Genomic DNA, 14,875 nt, shown 5'->3' with positions numbered 1-14,875 from the left:
CTCGGTATTGGGTACTTTCAGTGCATGCTTGTACTGATTTGCCTCTTGTCCGCATAACGTGTACAAGAACAGACGGATAATGGAGGGATGGAGTATGCTGGCAGCCTCTGCCCATGCCGGGCAGGTTGTAACGATTCTGATCATGGCGGTAGCGCTAGGAATGGATGCGTTATCGCTGGGCGTAGGGATCGGCATGAAGGGGATACGCCTGCGAGACGTGCTGCGCATCAGCACTGTTATTGGCTTTTTTCACATTCTGATGCCATTGCTGGGAATTTTCACGGGCCATTATATGAGTTCTTTATTAGGTCATGTGACGACCTACTTCGCAGGGGGGCTACTCATCCTTTTAGGCGGGCATATGGTGTATAATTCCTTCAAAGGGGACGGCGTACAGGTATTGGATCATCGTTCGCCTTTAGGTCTTTTGCTGTTTGCACTTGGGGTGAGCGTGGATTCATTTTCTGTAGGAGTGTCACTGGGGATGTTCCAGAGTGATCTGGTGCTGTCTGTTCTGGCATTTGGTTTTTGCGGGGGAGCAATGGCGATGTTGGGCCTGCTGCTGGGTCGCAAGGTCAGCCGCAATCTAGGAGATTACGGGGAAGCAGTGGGCGGTGCCATTTTGCTGGCATTCGGCTTTATGTTTATGTTTTGATTTTAGCTCAGACAGTGTAAAATAAGTGCAGGGTTAAAGTAAGGGATTAGGATTATAGTAATCCTCTGTTTATATATTTTTTAACATACGGGGGGTGAAAACGTTGAAGAATATCTTATTTGTATGCACTGGGAATACCTGTCGTAGTCCAATGGCTGAAGGGATGCTGCGTAAGTTGGCTGCTGAGCATGGACTAGAACTGGAAGTGCGTTCTGCGGGAGTGGCAGCGATGGAAGGCACGCCGATATCCCGACATGCAGAGGCGGTTCTACGTGATCACGATATATCCGATCAGATCACTTCAACCCCTTTGAGCGACGGGCTTGCCGGGTGGGCACATCTGATCTTAACCTTGACGCAAGGACATAAACAGCACGTAATTCAGCGCTTTCCCCAAACGGCGGGCAAAGTATTTACGCTTAAGGAATATGTGGAGAACCGGGATGCGGTGTTGAATGATGTACAGGAGTTGGACGGTTTATATGCTTCACAGCAGTTGATGGCTTCACTTGGACAAGAGCTATCGGCGCAGGAGCGTGAACGAATGATTGAATTACACCAACGGATTCCGGGCTTTGATATTTCAGATCCGTTTGGCGGTTCACGAGAAGACTACGATGTCACAGCTGCGGAAATCCGCACGGCGCTGCATAAGCTGCTGGACAAGCTAAAGGCCTCTTCCGAATAAAATCGCTCTTACTCATCTATTTTGTACGGAATCTGTTGATTTTCGACGGTTAATCCGTTAAGATAAGGTGGAAAAATGAGAATCCGATGTAACTGGCGACAAAAGTGGGATTAACCACGATGGAGCATCGGATATACGGCCGGTCGCCTGGGCAAAAGAGCAATTCCACATAGGTGTGGACTGCTCTTTTTTCATATACAAGTTATGCCAGATGTTTAGCTGAGGGTTGATTCCTTCAAAGGTTCTTCCATTTTTTCTGCTCGAAATCTGAAACATCGGCTATAATATAGTGAGATTGTGATCAGGAGAGAGTGTGTTGAACTTGGGGCATGAGACCGTGCCTAGTCTCTGAGAGGCTGTTCAACCAAAGGAGGTTCCAATGGTGGGACAATTGGATCATGAGATTTCGCTAGAAGCACAGACCACTTCTGTTGTGCGGGAAATCGCAGAAGCAGCCAGTCTCAGGGCTGGTCGCCTGCTGGTTATCGGCGTTAGCACAAGTGAAGTGGCTGGAAGTCGAATTGGCACGGCGGGAGCGCTCGATGTGGCTCAACAACTGTTATCTGGAGTAGAGTCCGTTCGCAGGCAGTATGGCTTTGATGTAGCGTTTCAATGCTGTGAGCATTTGAACCGAGCGTTGGTCGTTGAACGGGCTGTACTGGAGCGACTGGGACTGATGGAGGTTGCGGCTGTTCCTGTTCGTACAGCAGGAGGCTCTATGGCTACCGTCGCCTATCGTTCTATGAGCGACGCGTGTTTGGCGGCGAACGTGCAGGCTCATGCCGGGATAGACATCGGCGAAACGCTGATTGGCATGCATCTGCGACCGATTGCTGTTCCGTTTCGCCCAAGCCTTCGCTGGATTGGCGAAGCACGTGTGACAGCGGCGTTCACCCGTCCTCCACTTATTGGCGGACAACGGGCGGTGTACAGTCTGGAGCAAGAAGTCGGCGGAAACTGCGATTAGCATTTGGCATGGCGGCATGTTTGTACTAATCGTTTTTGCAATGAGGATGAGGTACCCAACAGAGGAGCAGGCGTTAGCTTGTATACCCAACAATTGACTATGGAGAGGGAGTAATCAATCATGATGGAACACCTGCGTAAAAGTGACCCAGCAGTGATGGAAGCAATGGGACTTGAACTGAAACGACAACGCCACAATATCGAGCTAATCGCATCCGAGAACATTGTCAGTGAAGCAGTAATGGAAGCCATGGGCTCCGTGCTGACGAATAAATATGCTGAAGGTTACCCAAACAAACGCTACTATGGTGGCTGTGAGCATGTAGATATCGTTGAAGATATCGCACGTGACCGCGCAAAAGAACTGTTCGGCGCTGAGCATGCTAACGTGCAGCCTCACTCTGGAGCACAAGCCAACATGGCAGTGTATCTGGCAGCTCTCAAACCTGGAGATACTGTACTGGGTATGAATCTGGCGCATGGTGGCCATTTAACACACGGAAGTCCGGTTAACGCTTCCGGCTTGTTGTATAACTTTGCTGCCTATGGTGTCCGCGAAGACAACTTCCGCATCGACTACGATGAAGTGCGCAAGGCAGCCTTTAAGCACCGCCCTCGTCTGATTGTAGCTGGCGCGAGTGCATATCCGCGTACTATTGACTTTGAAGCTTTTGCTTCCATTGCCAATGATGTAGGTGCTTTGTTCATGGTGGATATGGCACATATCGCAGGTCTCGTGGCAGCGGGAATTCACCCAAGTCCAGTTCCGCATGCCCAATTTGTAACAACAACGACACACAAAACGCTGCGTGGTCCGCGTGGAGGTCTGATTCTGACTCGCAAAGCATGGGCGCAAGCGATTGATAAAGCTATTTTCCCTGGTACTCAAGGGGGGCCACTGATGCATGTGATCGCGTCCAAAGCGGTTGCTTTGGGTGAAGCGCTCCAGCCATCGTTCAAAACCTATGCGCAAAATGTAGTCCGCAACGCACAGGTGCTGGCTGAAACACTGTTGGCTGAGGGGATTAACATTGTATCCGGTGGTACGGATAACCATCTGATGCTGTTGGATACGCGCAATTTGAATATCACAGGTAAAGAAGCGGAGCATGTATTGGATTCCGTGGGCATCACGGTCAATAAAAATGCGATTCCTTTTGATCCGACCAGTCCATTCGTAACAAGCGGGATTCGTATTGGTACACCTGCTGCAACATCTCGTGGGATGGATGAAGAGGCTATGGTCAAAATCGGTAAAATCATTGCTGAAACCCTTAAAAACCCGAAAGATGATACTGTATTGTCCAAAGCAAGCCAAGCGGTTGGCGAGTTAACAGATAAGTTCCCGATTTATCCAGGAACTCAATACTAATTCATCGACAATCATAATCTTTATATTATAGGCTGTTTTCCTTCCGTAAGCCGGAGGAGAACAGCCTTTTTTTGCTTCCAAACGACTCGAAACTTACATTTTTGGGTAATAAGCGATTACAGTAAAGGTTTATGCGCGCTTTCCTTTATATCTACGACAAAGGAGTGATTACATTGAGTCAAAGAAAATCCGCGCAATTATTGCAGCAGCTCGTATTTGTGGGACCGATGGCGTTGTTTTTCGTCTTGATTATGGTCATTCCGTTCCTGCTGGGGCTGTATTATTCCATGACGAACTGGGATGGAGTATCTGAAAATATCCGATGGCTCGGGCTAGGGAATTACGTTCATATTTTTAGGGACGATCCAGATTTCCGTAATGCGTTCTGGTTTACGGTTCGGTTTACCGTATGTGGTGTCATTCTGACGAACCTGATTGGCTTTTTCCTAGCCTATGCACTTACCAAACCGTTGCGTACCCGTAATGCACTGCGAACTGTATTTTTTATGCCCAATATGATTGGCGGCTTGCTGCTCGGCTTCATCTGGCAATTTATATTTGTACGCGGCTTTTCTGCGGTAGGGGAGGCAACAGGGCTTTCCTTTTTTAAACTGCCGTGGCTGGGTGATGGGCCAACTGCTTTTTGGGCAACTGTCATTGTGTTTGTATGGCAATATGCAGGTTATCTCATGGTTATTTACATATCTTCGTTAAATAATGTACCGTCTGCTCTGATTGAATCGGCTCAAATTGACGGCGCGGGCCGAAGACAGATTTTGCGTCATATTGTAGTGCCACTTATTATGCCAGCGGTGACCGTCTGCTTGTTCCTAGCGATATCCTGGTCCTTTAAAGTATTTGAATTGAATTTGGCTCTCACAAAGGGGGGACCTTTCAAGTCGACAGAGTCTGTAGCGTTGGACATATATAATGAAGCGTTTACAAATAATCGACTTGGATTGGGAACTGCCAAGGCTATGATTTTCTTCGTGGTCGTTGCGATCATTACCAGCATTCAGGTGCGTCTCACGAAGAAAAAGGAGGTCGAAATGTAATGGAAAAAACGTCAAACTACCGTTTGGGCACATGGGTTGCTGAAATATTGCTTATTGTGATCGGGTTAATTTTTCTGGTTCCATTCTATTTTTTGCTCGTAAACTCCATTAAATCCTTTGGTGACATTTTGGCCCATTCCGCTTCGTGGCCGACAACCTTCCGTTTTGAAAACTATGCTAACGCCTGGAATAAAATAAACTTTCCCACAGCACTGGGGAATTCACTGATTGTCACGATCGTCAGTAATGCGCTTTTGCTGCTCATCAGCTCGATGGCCGCTTACCAGATGGTTCGGCATGACACTCCTTTTAATCGGTTTTTATTCGGTTTACTTGTGGCAGCAATGGTAGTTCCCTTTCAATCGATTATGTTGCCGCTTATGGAAGTGTCCAACGTATTGAGCTTAAACAATAGTATACCAGGACTGATCCTATGTTATCTGGGTTTTGGGGCGCCTTTATCCGTTTTTCTTTTTCATGGCTTTATTAAAACGGTACCTATTGAGATCGAGCAGGCGGCAAGGGTGGACGGTTCATCCCGGTACGGGGTGTTCTTTCGCATCGTTTGTCCACTCCTGCTGCCTATGTTCGTAACTGTGCTTATTTTGAATACCTTATGGATATGGAATGACTATCTGTTGCCTTCGCTCATTTTGAATGATCCTGAGCTGCGCACCATTCCGATTGCAGCCTATATGTTGTTTGGTCAGTACACCAAGCAATGGGACTTGGCGCTGCCAGCACTGGTGTTGGGGATCACGCCAATTGTTGTGTTTTTTCTGGTGATGCAAAAATACATCGTTTCTGGCATTGCAGCCGGTGCGGTCAAGGGCTGAAGGGAGGGATATCCGATGAAAAGAACAGCGTTACTTGTCATCTCCTTGATGGTGCTGCTCGCATGTACACTTGCAGGTTGCGGAAATACGAAGGCTCAACAGAGTGAAACGAAAACGATACACATTTATCAATTCAAAGTAGAGATTTCGGAACCGCTAAATAAGCTGAAGGCAGAATATGAAAAAGCGCACCCTGGCATCAAGTTGGATATCCAATCTGTCGGTGGTGGTACGGACTACGGTGCTTCGTTGAAGGCTAAATTCGCATCAGGCGATCAGCCGGACATTTTCACAAATGAGGGCTACCAGGACCGCGATACGTGGTTGGAGTACTTGGAGGATTTGTCGGATCAGCCATGGGTAAAGGATCTGGACGATTTCGCTCGTAAGCCGATGACGGTTAACGGTAAGATTTATGGACAGCCTATGAACCTAGAAGGATTTGGTTTTGTTTATAACAAGGATTTGTTCAAAAAAGCGGGCATAACCAAACTACCTCAGACGATAGATGAACTGGAGGAAGCGGCCAAGCGACTGAAAGCGGCAGGGATTATACCTTTTGCTAGCGGGTATGCGGAATGGTGGGTTCTGGGGAACCATTTTATCAATATTCCGTTTGCCAGACAGCCGAACCCGGAAAGTTATGTTGAGGATTTAAACAAAGGAACGGCTCGCATCCCCGGTAACCCGGTGTTCGATCAGTGGGTGAAGTTGCTTGACCTGACTATAAAATATGGGAACCGCAATCCGCTCACGACGGATTACAATACACAAGTGACGCTGTTTTCGACAGGTAAGGCTGCTATGATGCACCAGGGGAACTGGACGCAACCGCAAATAGATGGAATTAATCCTAACTTGAATTTGGGTATTCTGCCTGCGCCTATAGACAATGATCCCTCCACAGGAGGTAGACTCGCGGTGGGAGTAGCCTCGAACTGGGTGGTCAACAAAAATTCGCCTGTGAAGCAGGAGGCAAAAGAATTTCTCAATTGGTTGGTCACATCAGAAACAGGCAAGCATTATATCACCAAGGAGTTTAAGTTTGTTCCCGCCTTCAAAAGTATTACGTCCAGCGACGAGACGACAGGCGATCTAGGTGCAGAAATATCTCGGCATGTGAGGGAAGGCAAGATATGGAGTTGGAACTTCCAACGCTTTCCGAAGGGGCTGAATCAGGATTTAAGCAGCAGTATGCAAGCCTATATTGCAGGGGTTATCACAAAGGATGAAATGCTTCAGCAATTTCAGGGGGCATGGGACAATTTGAAGTATAGATAAAAGAATACCTCTGCATGAGGAGGCAAAGGCTATAGCTCGGGCAGGAAGTATAAAGCCTTCAGGCTTTGGCGGTCAAGGGCCGTCAGAGCCTTTTTGTTGTGTTTTTATGTGACGAAAGTCACACGTAAAGCGGTCCTATTCATTATTTTACATGTCATATCTTTCCCTTGACAAAAGGTTACGGTGGCAGGTGTTAAATCAATCAAGGGAATGTTATAATAAACAGGATTTACAGGCACGCATTGCATCTGTGCTTATTTGGTTTGTACAAATAGGTTACATAGATCCTTTCGACTCAGGATAGTTCGATATGCTGGTGCGAAAGAACGTGACGATAATACCGGAGGGAATATATTATGGCGAAACTGGTGGTTTGTGATCACCCTTTGATCCAACACAAACTTACATTTATCCGCGATGTGCGGACCAACACCAAGGATTTCCGCGAGCTGGTGGATGAAGTAGCAACATTGATGGCTTATGAAATTACACGGGATATCCCGCTGGAAAGCATTACGGTGCAGACACCGGTTGCTGAGACAGAAGGTAAAGTGATTTCCGGACGTATGCTGGGGCTTATTCCGATTCTGCGTGCAGGCTTGGGTATGCTGGATGGCGTAGTAAAACTGCTGCCTGCAGCAAAGGTGGGCCATGTGGGACTGTTCCGCGATCCTGAGACGCTGCAACCCGTAGAATACTATACGAAGCTGCCTACAGATGTAACTGAGCGCGAATTGATCGTGATTGATCCGATGCTTGCAACGGGTGGCTCTGCAATTGCGGCGATTGATGTGTTGAAAAAGAGAGGCTGCACTCAAATTAAAATGATGAATCTGATTGCTGCTCCTGAAGGAGTCAAAGCTGTGCAGGATGCACATCCTGATGTAGACATCTATGTCGCTGCACTGGACGAGCGTCTGGATGATCATGGATATATCATTCCGGGTCTTGGTGACGCGGGAGACCGCTTGTACGGAACCAAGTAGACTGCCTTTGGCAGTTCGGCAAAATCTATGGACGTTATACAGGTCCTTATTTTAAATAATGGAAGATCTGTGAAGCGGACATTTATTATGAAAAGGGGTTCAACAGAAAATGTCCAAAATCAAAGTGATGACAATTTTTGGTGTGCGTCCGGAAGCAATTAAGATGGCTCCTCTTATTTTGGAGCTTCAGCGTCACCCGGAGCATATCGAGTCCGTGGTATGCGTTACAGCTCAACATCGCCAGATGCTTGATCAGGTTCTGGAAGTTTTCAATATTCACCCTGATTATGATCTGGACGTAATGAAGGATCGCCAGACACTGAATGAAATCTCCATGCGGGTACTTCAAGGTCTGGAACCTGTATTGCGTGAGGCCAAGCCCGATATCGTGTTGGTTCACGGTGATACACTGACGACTTTCCTCGCCAGCTATGCAGCCTTTATGCAGCAGATTGAAGTAGGGCATGTGGAAGCGGGTTTGCGAACGTGGAACAAGCTTTCTCCATATCCTGAAGAAATGAACCGTCAGCTCACAGGCGTGCTGTCTGATCTGCATTTCTCGCCTACTTCTTTATCGGCTGGAAATTTGCGGAAGGAAAACAAGCCTGAATCGCGAATATATGTTACAGGCAATACAGTAACTGACGTATTTCAGTATACGGTTCGCCAGGATTACGAGCACCCTGTACTGGAGTGGGCTCAGGGCAAACGCCTGATTCTTATGACAGCACATCGCCGGGAATCCCAAGGGGAACCGCATCGTCAGATTTTTAATGCGGTTAAGCGAATTGCGGATGAGTTTGAGGATATCGCTATTGTTTATCCGGTTCATCCGAGTCCGGCTGTGAAGGAACCTGCATTTGAGATTTTAGGCAACCATCCGCGTATTAAGCTGATTGATCCGCTGGATGTCGTGGATCTGCACAATTTTTACCCACATACACATCTGATCCTTACGGATTCCGGTGGGCTTCAGGAAGAAGCGCCTTCGTTCGGAGTACCTGTTCTGGTGCTGCGTGATACGACTGAAAGACCGGAAGGAATTGAAGCGGGCACCTTGGAACTGGTGGGTACGAACGAAGAGAACGTGTACAATCGGACCAAGGCACTTTTGACAGATTCCGCGTTGTACGATTCTATGAGTCAGGCAGCGAATCCTTACGGCGATGGAAAAGCATCAGTAAGAATTGTCAATGCGATTTTGCACCATTATGGCGTTCAATCCGAACGTCCTGAAGAATTTCACACAATGTTCACAAAAGGTGTTCGTCCGATATAATTATTCTTTACAAGGCAAGCATACAGTTAAACTGTACGGTTACCAAGGGATACAGCAATTTAAGATGCTTTGTCGTTTGATTTTATACTTTAGGGCGCTAAAATATCTCAATTGACAAAGCATCTTATATTTAAGTAAAATGGACTGGAATTGCAGGGGTGACATGGAAAAGTGGTCAAACCTTCCAAGCAAAACAACAACCGAAATAACACCGGAAATGCCTTCAAGGCAATTGGATTGGTGAGCGCGATCGGCATTGATTTGGCGATATGCACACTGGGTGGTTTCTATGCCGGAAATTGGCTCGATGCCAAACTTGGTGGCTCCGGAATTTGGATTGGCGTAAGCGTTCTCGCAGGCTTGGTTGTAGGCGCATTAAGTATTGCCCTTGTGATCGGAAAGGTATTGAGGGATAACCATGAATGAGATGACCCGTATGCAAAAAATGTTATGGATCGTAGCGCTTGGTATTATGGCTCTGTGTTTCCTGGTCTCCGCCTTCATGCCCCAACATCGTGACATTGCTCACGGAATCATTCTGGGAACGGGAGTAAGCTGTCTAAATGTGCTGTATATGGCCTACAAAATTCGACAGGTTGCGAGTGCGGCCGCCGGTGAAAGAAAGAAGAGAGTGTATGGTATTGGCTTTGGCGTTCGATTAGGGACCTCAATTTTGGCAGTGGTGCTGGCGATAGAATTTCCGGCCTACTTCCATGAGATCGCTGTAATGGCAAGCCTGGTGACTGGGCAATTTCTTCTGTTAATTATAGGCATCATATTCGCGCTTCAGGAAAAATGATAGCTCAACTGAGAAAGGGGTGAGAAAACATGTTGCATGAATCACCGATTATCCAATTGGGCGGGTTTAACATTGACTTGTCCGTCATTATTATGCTTATTGTGACCTGCGCGATTGTATTTGGACTGGCATTTGCTGCAACGCGCAATTTGTCTGTGGACAATCCAAGCAAGCTGCAAAATTTTATGGAATGGGTCGTCGAATTCGTTCAAGGACTGATTACCAGCACAATGGATTTGAAAAAAGGGAAGCCATTCCTCTCTTTGGGGATGACGCTGATCATGTTCATCTTCGTGGGAAATATGCTGGGATTACCGTTCGGGATTGTGACCGAATTCGATAATGTGCAAAGTGCCCAAGTATTTGGACATGAAATCATTCCGGTCAAAGAAGCATTAGAACAAGCACAGGCGTCTCACCCGGGAGAAGCTGCCCATGTAGGCATCAGCTGGTGGAAATCACCTACCGCAGATGCAGGGGTATCCATTGGACTGGCTTTGATGATCTTTGTCCTGGTTCATTTCCTGGGGATTTTCCGTAATACCAAAGCTTACTTCAAGCATTACGTTCAGCCATTTCCATTCTTTTTGCCAATTAACTTGATTGAGCAGTTCTCAAAACTGTTGACACATGGTATGCGTCTATTCGGTAATATTTTTGCCGGCGAAGTTTTGATCAGTGTTCTGCTGAAAATGACAGCACTTGGTGTGGGAGGTATGGTTGCTTCCGTATTGGGACTCGTGGTCTGGCAAGGATTCAGTATTTTTGTCGGCAGTATCCAAGCGTTCGTCTTCACGATTCTGACGTTTGTATATATTTCACAGTCTATTGACACGCATGAAGAAGAGCATTAGACAAGCTCGTTTTCTGGTTTTAAGTTAAGTTCAGGAGTACGCTTCGCTCTTAACTGCAAATACATGTAACACACAAATACACATCACTAAGGAGGATTTTTTAAAATGGGAGTTTGGGCATATATCGCAGCTGCAATCGCAGTAGGTTTGGGCGCTTTGGGCGCTGGTATTGGTAACGGTCTGATCGTAAGTAAAACAGTTGAAGGTATCGCTCGTCAGCCTGAAGCAAAAGCAACGTTGCAAACGGTAATGTTTATCGGTGTAGGTCTGGTCGAAGCCCTGCCAATCATCGGGGTCGTTCTGGCATTCATTTTCTACGCAGGTGCTTAATTGAATGGAAGCAAGGTTTGGCGGGGAAGGCACAGCCATCCGCGCCTTCTTTGTTCGTTTGAACATGAAAGATCCAGAACCGACGTTCACCGGAAAGGAGTGACTTCAATTGAGTTTAAATTGGACAAGTATCGTTTTCACAATCATTGCATTTTTGATCTTGTACTGGTTACTGACGCGTTATGCATTCGGACCTCTCTTTTCCGTTATGGAGAAGCGGCGCCAGCTTGTATTACAGCAAATGAATGAAGCGGCACAGACGCGTGAACAGGCTGCTGCTTATGTTGAGGAGCAAAAGCAGGCTCTCCAGCAGGCACGTAAGGAAGCCTACGACATTATTGAGCAGTCAAAACAAACAGGTAACAAACAAGCGGAGCAAATTATTGTTCAGGCTAAAGACGAAGCTGTCCGCCTGAAAGACGAAGCTGTTCGTGAAATCACAAGCGAGCGTAATAAGGCGGTTGCCGAACTGCGCAGCGAAGTGGGTAAAGCTTCGGTACAAATTGCTTCCAAACTGATTCAAAAGGAAATCAAGGAAGACCAAGTCCAGGGAGAGCTTGTCGACCAATACCTTAAAGAGGTAGGAGGCAAAGCATGAGCCGGGATACGGTAGTAGCCAAACGGTATGCGAAAGCTTTGTTTGAAGTGGCAGAGCAGGAACAGACCATTATGGAAACCGAGCAGGAGCTACGTGCTTTTGTAGAGGCTGTATCGGGGGATGCTGAAATCCGTAAATTCATTAATTCTCCTAACATTACGGAAGCGGTCAAGCTTCAAGTTCTGGCTAACAGTTTTGAAGGCAAGTTGTCTGCCTCGCTAATTAACACGATCAAACTGTTGATTCAGCGTAGTAGAGCAGATTTGTTTGAATCTCTCCTTGCCGGATACCTCGATATTCAGGAATACAAGCTGGGACTTGCTCATGCAAAGGTGTATTCGACTTATGCTTTAAGTGATCAGGAAAAAACAGCGGTAGCCGAGGAATTCGGAGCCCGTGAACATAAAACAATCCGTGTGGAAAATATAGTGGACCCGAGTCTGCTGGGCGGATTAAAAGTGGTTATCGGCGATACACTGTACGACGGCAGTCTGGCCGGCAAGCTGGATCGTCTCGAGAAATCCTTTAACAGACGAGTATAGAAGATAGGGGTGAACACACTTGAGTATCAAACCTGAGGAAATCAGTTCATTGATTAAAAGTCAGATTGAACAATATAAAAATGATATCGAGGTCGTTGAAGTCGGCACTGTTGTTGAAGTCGGCGACGGTATTGCTCGCGTCTACGGACTGGAAAAAGTTATGGCCGGTGAATTGGTTGAATTCGACACTGGCGTATTGGGCTTGGCGCTCAACGTGGAAGAAAGCAATGTCGGTGTTGTTATTTTGGGTCAATTCTCCGACATTCGTGAAGGTGGACAAGTAAAACGTACAGGCCAGATCATGCAGGTCCCTGTAGGGGAAGCAATGATCGGACGTGTAGTTAACCCATTGGGACAACCAGTAGACGGTAAAGGACCGATTGCTACAACAGAATTCCGTCCGGTTGAAAGTCAGGCTCCAGGCGTTATGGCCCGTAAATCGGTACATGAGCCTATGCAGACGGGGATTAAAGCTATTGATGCGATGGTTCCAATTGGCCGTGGTCAACGTGAGTTGATCATCGGTGACCGTCAAACAGGTAAAACATCTATCGCAATCGATGCAATTTTGAACCAAAAAGGTAACGGCATGAAATGTATTTATGTCGCTATTGGTCAAAAACAATCCACGGTAGCTCAAGTTGTTGAAACATTGCGTCGTCACGGTGCGCTGGAATATACGATTGTCGTTACGGCATCAGCTTCCGAGCCATCACCATTGCTGTACATTGCTCCTTACTCTGGCTGCGCTATGGGTGAGTATTTCATGTACAAAGGCGAGCATGTTCTTGTTGTTTATGATGACTTGACTAAACAAGCGTCAGCTTACCGGGAATTGTCCCTGTTGCTGCGTCGTCCACCGGGCCGTGAAGCATATCCGGGTGACGTTTTCTATCTTCACTCTCGCTTGCTGGAACGTGCAGCGAAGCTGAATGATGAGTTGGGCGGCGGATCACTTACCGCATTGCCGTTCATCGAGACACAGGCTTCCGACGTTTCTGCATATATTCCAACCAACGTTATCTCCATCACAGATGGACAGATCTTCCTGGAAGCTGACTTGTTCTATGCAGGACAACGTCCGGCGATCAACGTAGGTATTTCCGTATCTCGTGTAGGTGGTTCAGCTCAGATTAAAGCGATGAAAAAGGTAGCAGGTTCCCTGCGTCTGGATCTTGCTCAATATCGTGAGCTTCAAGCGTTCTCCCAATTCGGGTCCGACTTGGATAAATCCACAAAAGCCCGTCTGGATCGCGGCGCACGCATGATGGAAATTCTGAAACAGGGTGTTAACCAACCGCTTGCTGTAGAGCAACAAGTAGTGAGCTTGTATACTGCTGTAAAAGGCTTCCTTGATGATATCCCTGTAGCGGATGTAAAACGTTTTGAAAAAGACTTCCTGTCTTTCATGGTGTCTGACCATCAGGACGTGCTTCAATCTATCCGCGACACGAAAGACTTGGTGGCTGATAACGAAACGGCTTTGAAGGCAGCTATCGAGAAATTCAAAAAATCATTCGCCACGTCGGTATAATACATTGGAATTTGCCTGTTTATGATGAAAGATGTTCTAAGGAAGCGTGCCCTCCGGGTTTTGGCTTCCTTGGCATGTTTTACCCTCAATAACAGGCCCTTTAACATATGCCCGGCTGGATTTGAATCTTACGAAGTTAGCTTTGGCTTTGCCAAAGCTTGAAGGTGGTGAAATCATGGCAAAAGGTATGCGCGAGATTAAACGTCAGATTAAAAGTGTGCAGAGTACGAAGCAGATCACGAAAGCGATGGAAATGGTCGCTGCATCCAAGCTGAGAAAAGCTCAGGAGAAAGCGGAGTCGGCTCGTCCTTACTCGGAAAAGCTTAAGGAAGTTGTGAGTAGCATTGCTTCTGGAGCGAATAACATCAAGCATCCAATGCTGGAAACGCGTCCGGTTAAAAAGACTGCTTATCTCATCATTACATCTGATCGTGGTCTGGCTGGTGGTTATAACGCCAATATTTTACGACAGGTTACGCAGACGATTTCTGAACGTCACCGTTCACAGGATGAATTTGTGATTTTCATCATTGGGCGAAAAGGACGGGATTATTTTAGACGTCGTGAATTTCCTATCGCTGAATCGGTAACAGATCTGTCGGATACACCTGCTTTTGCAGATATCAAAACGATTGCAAGCAAGGCTGTACAAGGCTTTGAACTTAAAGAATTTGATGAGCTTTATCTATGCTATAACCGCTTTGTCAACGCATTGACTCAAATTCCAACAGTTGACCGTCTGTTACCAATGGCGACACCGGATTCAGCTACAGCTTCATCCTCAATTAACTATGAGTATGAGCCTTCACCAGAAGGAGTGCTGGAAGTATTGCTGCCACGTTACGCGGAAACGCTCATTTACGGCGCTTTGCTGGATGGTAAAGCTAGTGAACTGGGAGCGAAGATGACGGCAATGGGATCTGCTACGAAGAATGCTTCCAAGTTAATTGGTGAGCTTTCCTTGACCTATAACCGTGCTCGTCAAGCGGCTATTACCCAGGAAATTACGGAAATCGTTGCAGGAGCAAGTGCTCAGTCTTAATCAGGCTTATAGCGACTGTTTTATAGCAGAGTCTACACTATTATGATAAATTGCGGGC

At 46.8% G+C, this 14,875-nt stretch carries 17 protein-coding genes and 1 riboswitch; all 17 genes read left to right on the top strand.

The features are described 5' to 3' along the window. Positions 1–94 precede the first annotated feature (94 nt). The 17 genes from NSQ57_RS23045 to atpG all read left to right on the top strand — a co-directional run bounded on the left by NSQ57_RS23045 (position 95) and on the right by atpG (position 14,817). Complete coding sequence (locus NSQ57_RS23045; RefSeq protein WP_029518517.1) at positions 95–655, top strand: manganese efflux pump; 561 nt, start codon at positions 95–97, stop codon at positions 653–655. 103 nt (positions 656–758) lie between these two features. Continuing rightward, positions 759–1,343: a low molecular weight protein arginine phosphatase gene (locus NSQ57_RS23040; protein WP_029518516.1), complete on the top strand. Its 585-nt coding sequence runs from the start codon at positions 759–761 to the stop codon at positions 1,341–1,343. Between the two features lie 78 nt (positions 1,344–1,421). Continuing rightward, positions 1,422–1,503: riboswitch (ZMP/ZTP riboswitch) on the top strand. A 219-nt stretch (positions 1,504–1,722) separates the two neighbouring features. Continuing rightward, the gene (locus tag NSQ57_RS23035; protein ID WP_029518515.1) at positions 1,723–2,310 is read left to right on the top strand and encodes a TIGR01440 family protein; all 588 of its coding nucleotides are present in this window, start codon (positions 1,723–1,725) and stop codon (positions 2,308–2,310) included. Between the two features lie 120 nt (positions 2,311–2,430). Beyond that, positions 2,431–3,681 carry a serine hydroxymethyltransferase gene (gene glyA, locus NSQ57_RS23030; protein ID WP_013312336.1) on the top strand — a complete coding sequence of 417 codons (1,251 nt, stop codon included), beginning with the start codon at positions 2,431–2,433 and terminating at the stop codon, positions 3,679–3,681. Between the two features lie 173 nt (positions 3,682–3,854). Beyond that, the gene (locus NSQ57_RS23025; protein WP_340933450.1) at positions 3,855–4,736 is read left to right on the top strand and encodes a sugar ABC transporter permease; all 882 of its coding nucleotides are present in this window, start codon (positions 3,855–3,857) and stop codon (positions 4,734–4,736) included. Beyond that, a complete protein-coding gene (locus tag NSQ57_RS23020) occupies positions 4,736–5,572 on the top strand; it encodes a carbohydrate ABC transporter permease (RefSeq protein WP_342425354.1) in 837 nt (278 codons plus the stop codon). The genes NSQ57_RS23025 and NSQ57_RS23020 overlap by 1 nt, the downstream gene beginning before the upstream one ends. Before the next feature lie 15 nt (positions 5,573–5,587). Next, positions 5,588–6,853: an ABC transporter substrate-binding protein gene (locus NSQ57_RS23015; protein ID WP_342425353.1), complete on the top strand. Its 1,266-nt coding sequence runs from the start codon at positions 5,588–5,590 to the stop codon at positions 6,851–6,853. A 356-nt stretch (positions 6,854–7,209) separates the two neighbouring features. Continuing rightward, the gene (gene upp, locus NSQ57_RS23010) at positions 7,210–7,839 is read left to right on the top strand and encodes a uracil phosphoribosyltransferase (RefSeq protein WP_013312332.1); all 630 of its coding nucleotides are present in this window, start codon (positions 7,210–7,212) and stop codon (positions 7,837–7,839) included. A gap of 109 nt (positions 7,840–7,948) precedes the next feature. Next, on the top strand, positions 7,949–9,118 hold the full coding sequence (gene wecB / locus NSQ57_RS23005) for a UDP-N-acetylglucosamine 2-epimerase (non-hydrolyzing) (protein WP_029518511.1): 1,170 nt from the start codon (positions 7,949–7,951) through the stop codon (positions 9,116–9,118). A gap of 171 nt (positions 9,119–9,289) precedes the next feature. Then, positions 9,290–9,544, top strand: coding sequence for an AtpZ/AtpI family protein (locus NSQ57_RS23000; protein ID WP_029518510.1), 255 nt, complete (start codon positions 9,290–9,292; stop codon positions 9,542–9,544). Then, positions 9,537–9,917 carry an ATP synthase subunit I gene (locus NSQ57_RS22995; protein ID WP_165146172.1) on the top strand — a complete coding sequence of 127 codons (381 nt, stop codon included), beginning with the start codon at positions 9,537–9,539 and terminating at the stop codon, positions 9,915–9,917. The genes NSQ57_RS23000 and NSQ57_RS22995 overlap by 8 nt, the downstream gene beginning before the upstream one ends. A 29-nt stretch (positions 9,918–9,946) precedes the next feature. Continuing rightward, positions 9,947–10,771 (top strand): F0F1 ATP synthase subunit A, encoded by an 825-nt coding sequence (atpB, locus tag NSQ57_RS22990; RefSeq protein WP_069290543.1) that lies wholly within the window; start codon positions 9,947–9,949, stop codon positions 10,769–10,771. 105 nt (positions 10,772–10,876) lie between these two features. After that, entirely contained in the window at positions 10,877–11,101 is a 225-nt protein-coding gene (gene atpE / locus NSQ57_RS22985) for a F0F1 ATP synthase subunit C (protein ID WP_007432750.1), read from the top strand. A gap of 109 nt (positions 11,102–11,210) precedes the next feature. Beyond that, complete coding sequence (gene atpF / locus NSQ57_RS22980; RefSeq protein ID WP_023990709.1) at positions 11,211–11,699, top strand: F0F1 ATP synthase subunit B; 489 nt, start codon at positions 11,211–11,213, stop codon at positions 11,697–11,699. After that, the gene (locus NSQ57_RS22975; protein ID WP_029518507.1) at positions 11,696–12,241 is read left to right on the top strand and encodes a F0F1 ATP synthase subunit delta; all 546 of its coding nucleotides are present in this window, start codon (positions 11,696–11,698) and stop codon (positions 12,239–12,241) included. The genes atpF and NSQ57_RS22975 overlap by 4 nt, the downstream gene beginning before the upstream one ends. A gap of 19 nt (positions 12,242–12,260) precedes the next feature. Continuing rightward, on the top strand, positions 12,261–13,775 hold the full coding sequence (atpA, locus tag NSQ57_RS22970) for a F0F1 ATP synthase subunit alpha (protein WP_029518506.1): 1,515 nt from the start codon (positions 12,261–12,263) through the stop codon (positions 13,773–13,775). Between the two features lie 175 nt (positions 13,776–13,950). Continuing rightward, a complete protein-coding gene (gene atpG, locus NSQ57_RS22965; RefSeq protein ID WP_023990707.1) occupies positions 13,951–14,817 on the top strand; it encodes an ATP synthase F1 subunit gamma in 867 nt (288 codons plus the stop codon). The last annotated feature ends 58 nt before the right edge of the window (positions 14,818–14,875 follow it).

The sequence above is a fragment of the Paenibacillus sp. FSL L8-0502 genome (assembly GCF_038593055.1).
Lineage (GTDB): Bacteria > Bacillota > Bacilli > Paenibacillales > Paenibacillaceae > Paenibacillus > Paenibacillus polymyxa_D.
This window is presented reverse-complemented; position numbering and strand designations above follow the sequence as displayed.

Bases quoted from the DNA above. Each gene is read 5' to 3' on its own strand.
- NSQ57_RS23045 (WP_029518517.1), top strand. From the start codon at position 95: ATGCTGGCAGCCTCTGCCCATGCCGGGCAGGTTGTAACGATTCTGATC.
- NSQ57_RS23035 (WP_029518515.1), top strand. From the start codon at position 1,723: ATGGTGGGACAATTGGATCATGAGATTTCGCTAGAAGCACAGACCACT.
- glyA (WP_013312336.1), top strand. From the start codon at position 2,431: ATGATGGAACACCTGCGTAAAAGTGACCCAGCAGTGATGGAAGCAATG.
- NSQ57_RS23020 (WP_342425354.1), top strand. From the start codon at position 4,736: ATGGAAAAAACGTCAAACTACCGTTTGGGCACATGGGTTGCTGAAATA.
- NSQ57_RS23015 (WP_342425353.1), top strand. From the start codon at position 5,588: ATGAAAAGAACAGCGTTACTTGTCATCTCCTTGATGGTGCTGCTCGCA.
- upp (WP_013312332.1), top strand. From the start codon at position 7,210: ATGGCGAAACTGGTGGTTTGTGATCACCCTTTGATCCAACACAAACTT.
- wecB (WP_029518511.1), top strand. From the start codon at position 7,949: ATGTCCAAAATCAAAGTGATGACAATTTTTGGTGTGCGTCCGGAAGCA.
- NSQ57_RS22995 (WP_165146172.1), top strand. From the start codon at position 9,537: ATGAATGAGATGACCCGTATGCAAAAAATGTTATGGATCGTAGCGCTT.
- atpB (WP_069290543.1), top strand. From the start codon at position 9,947: ATGTTGCATGAATCACCGATTATCCAATTGGGCGGGTTTAACATTGAC.
- atpE (WP_007432750.1), top strand. From the start codon at position 10,877: ATGGGAGTTTGGGCATATATCGCAGCTGCAATCGCAGTAGGTTTGGGC.
- NSQ57_RS22975 (WP_029518507.1), top strand. From the start codon at position 11,696: ATGAGCCGGGATACGGTAGTAGCCAAACGGTATGCGAAAGCTTTGTTT.
- atpG (WP_023990707.1), top strand. From the start codon at position 13,951: ATGGCAAAAGGTATGCGCGAGATTAAACGTCAGATTAAAAGTGTGCAG.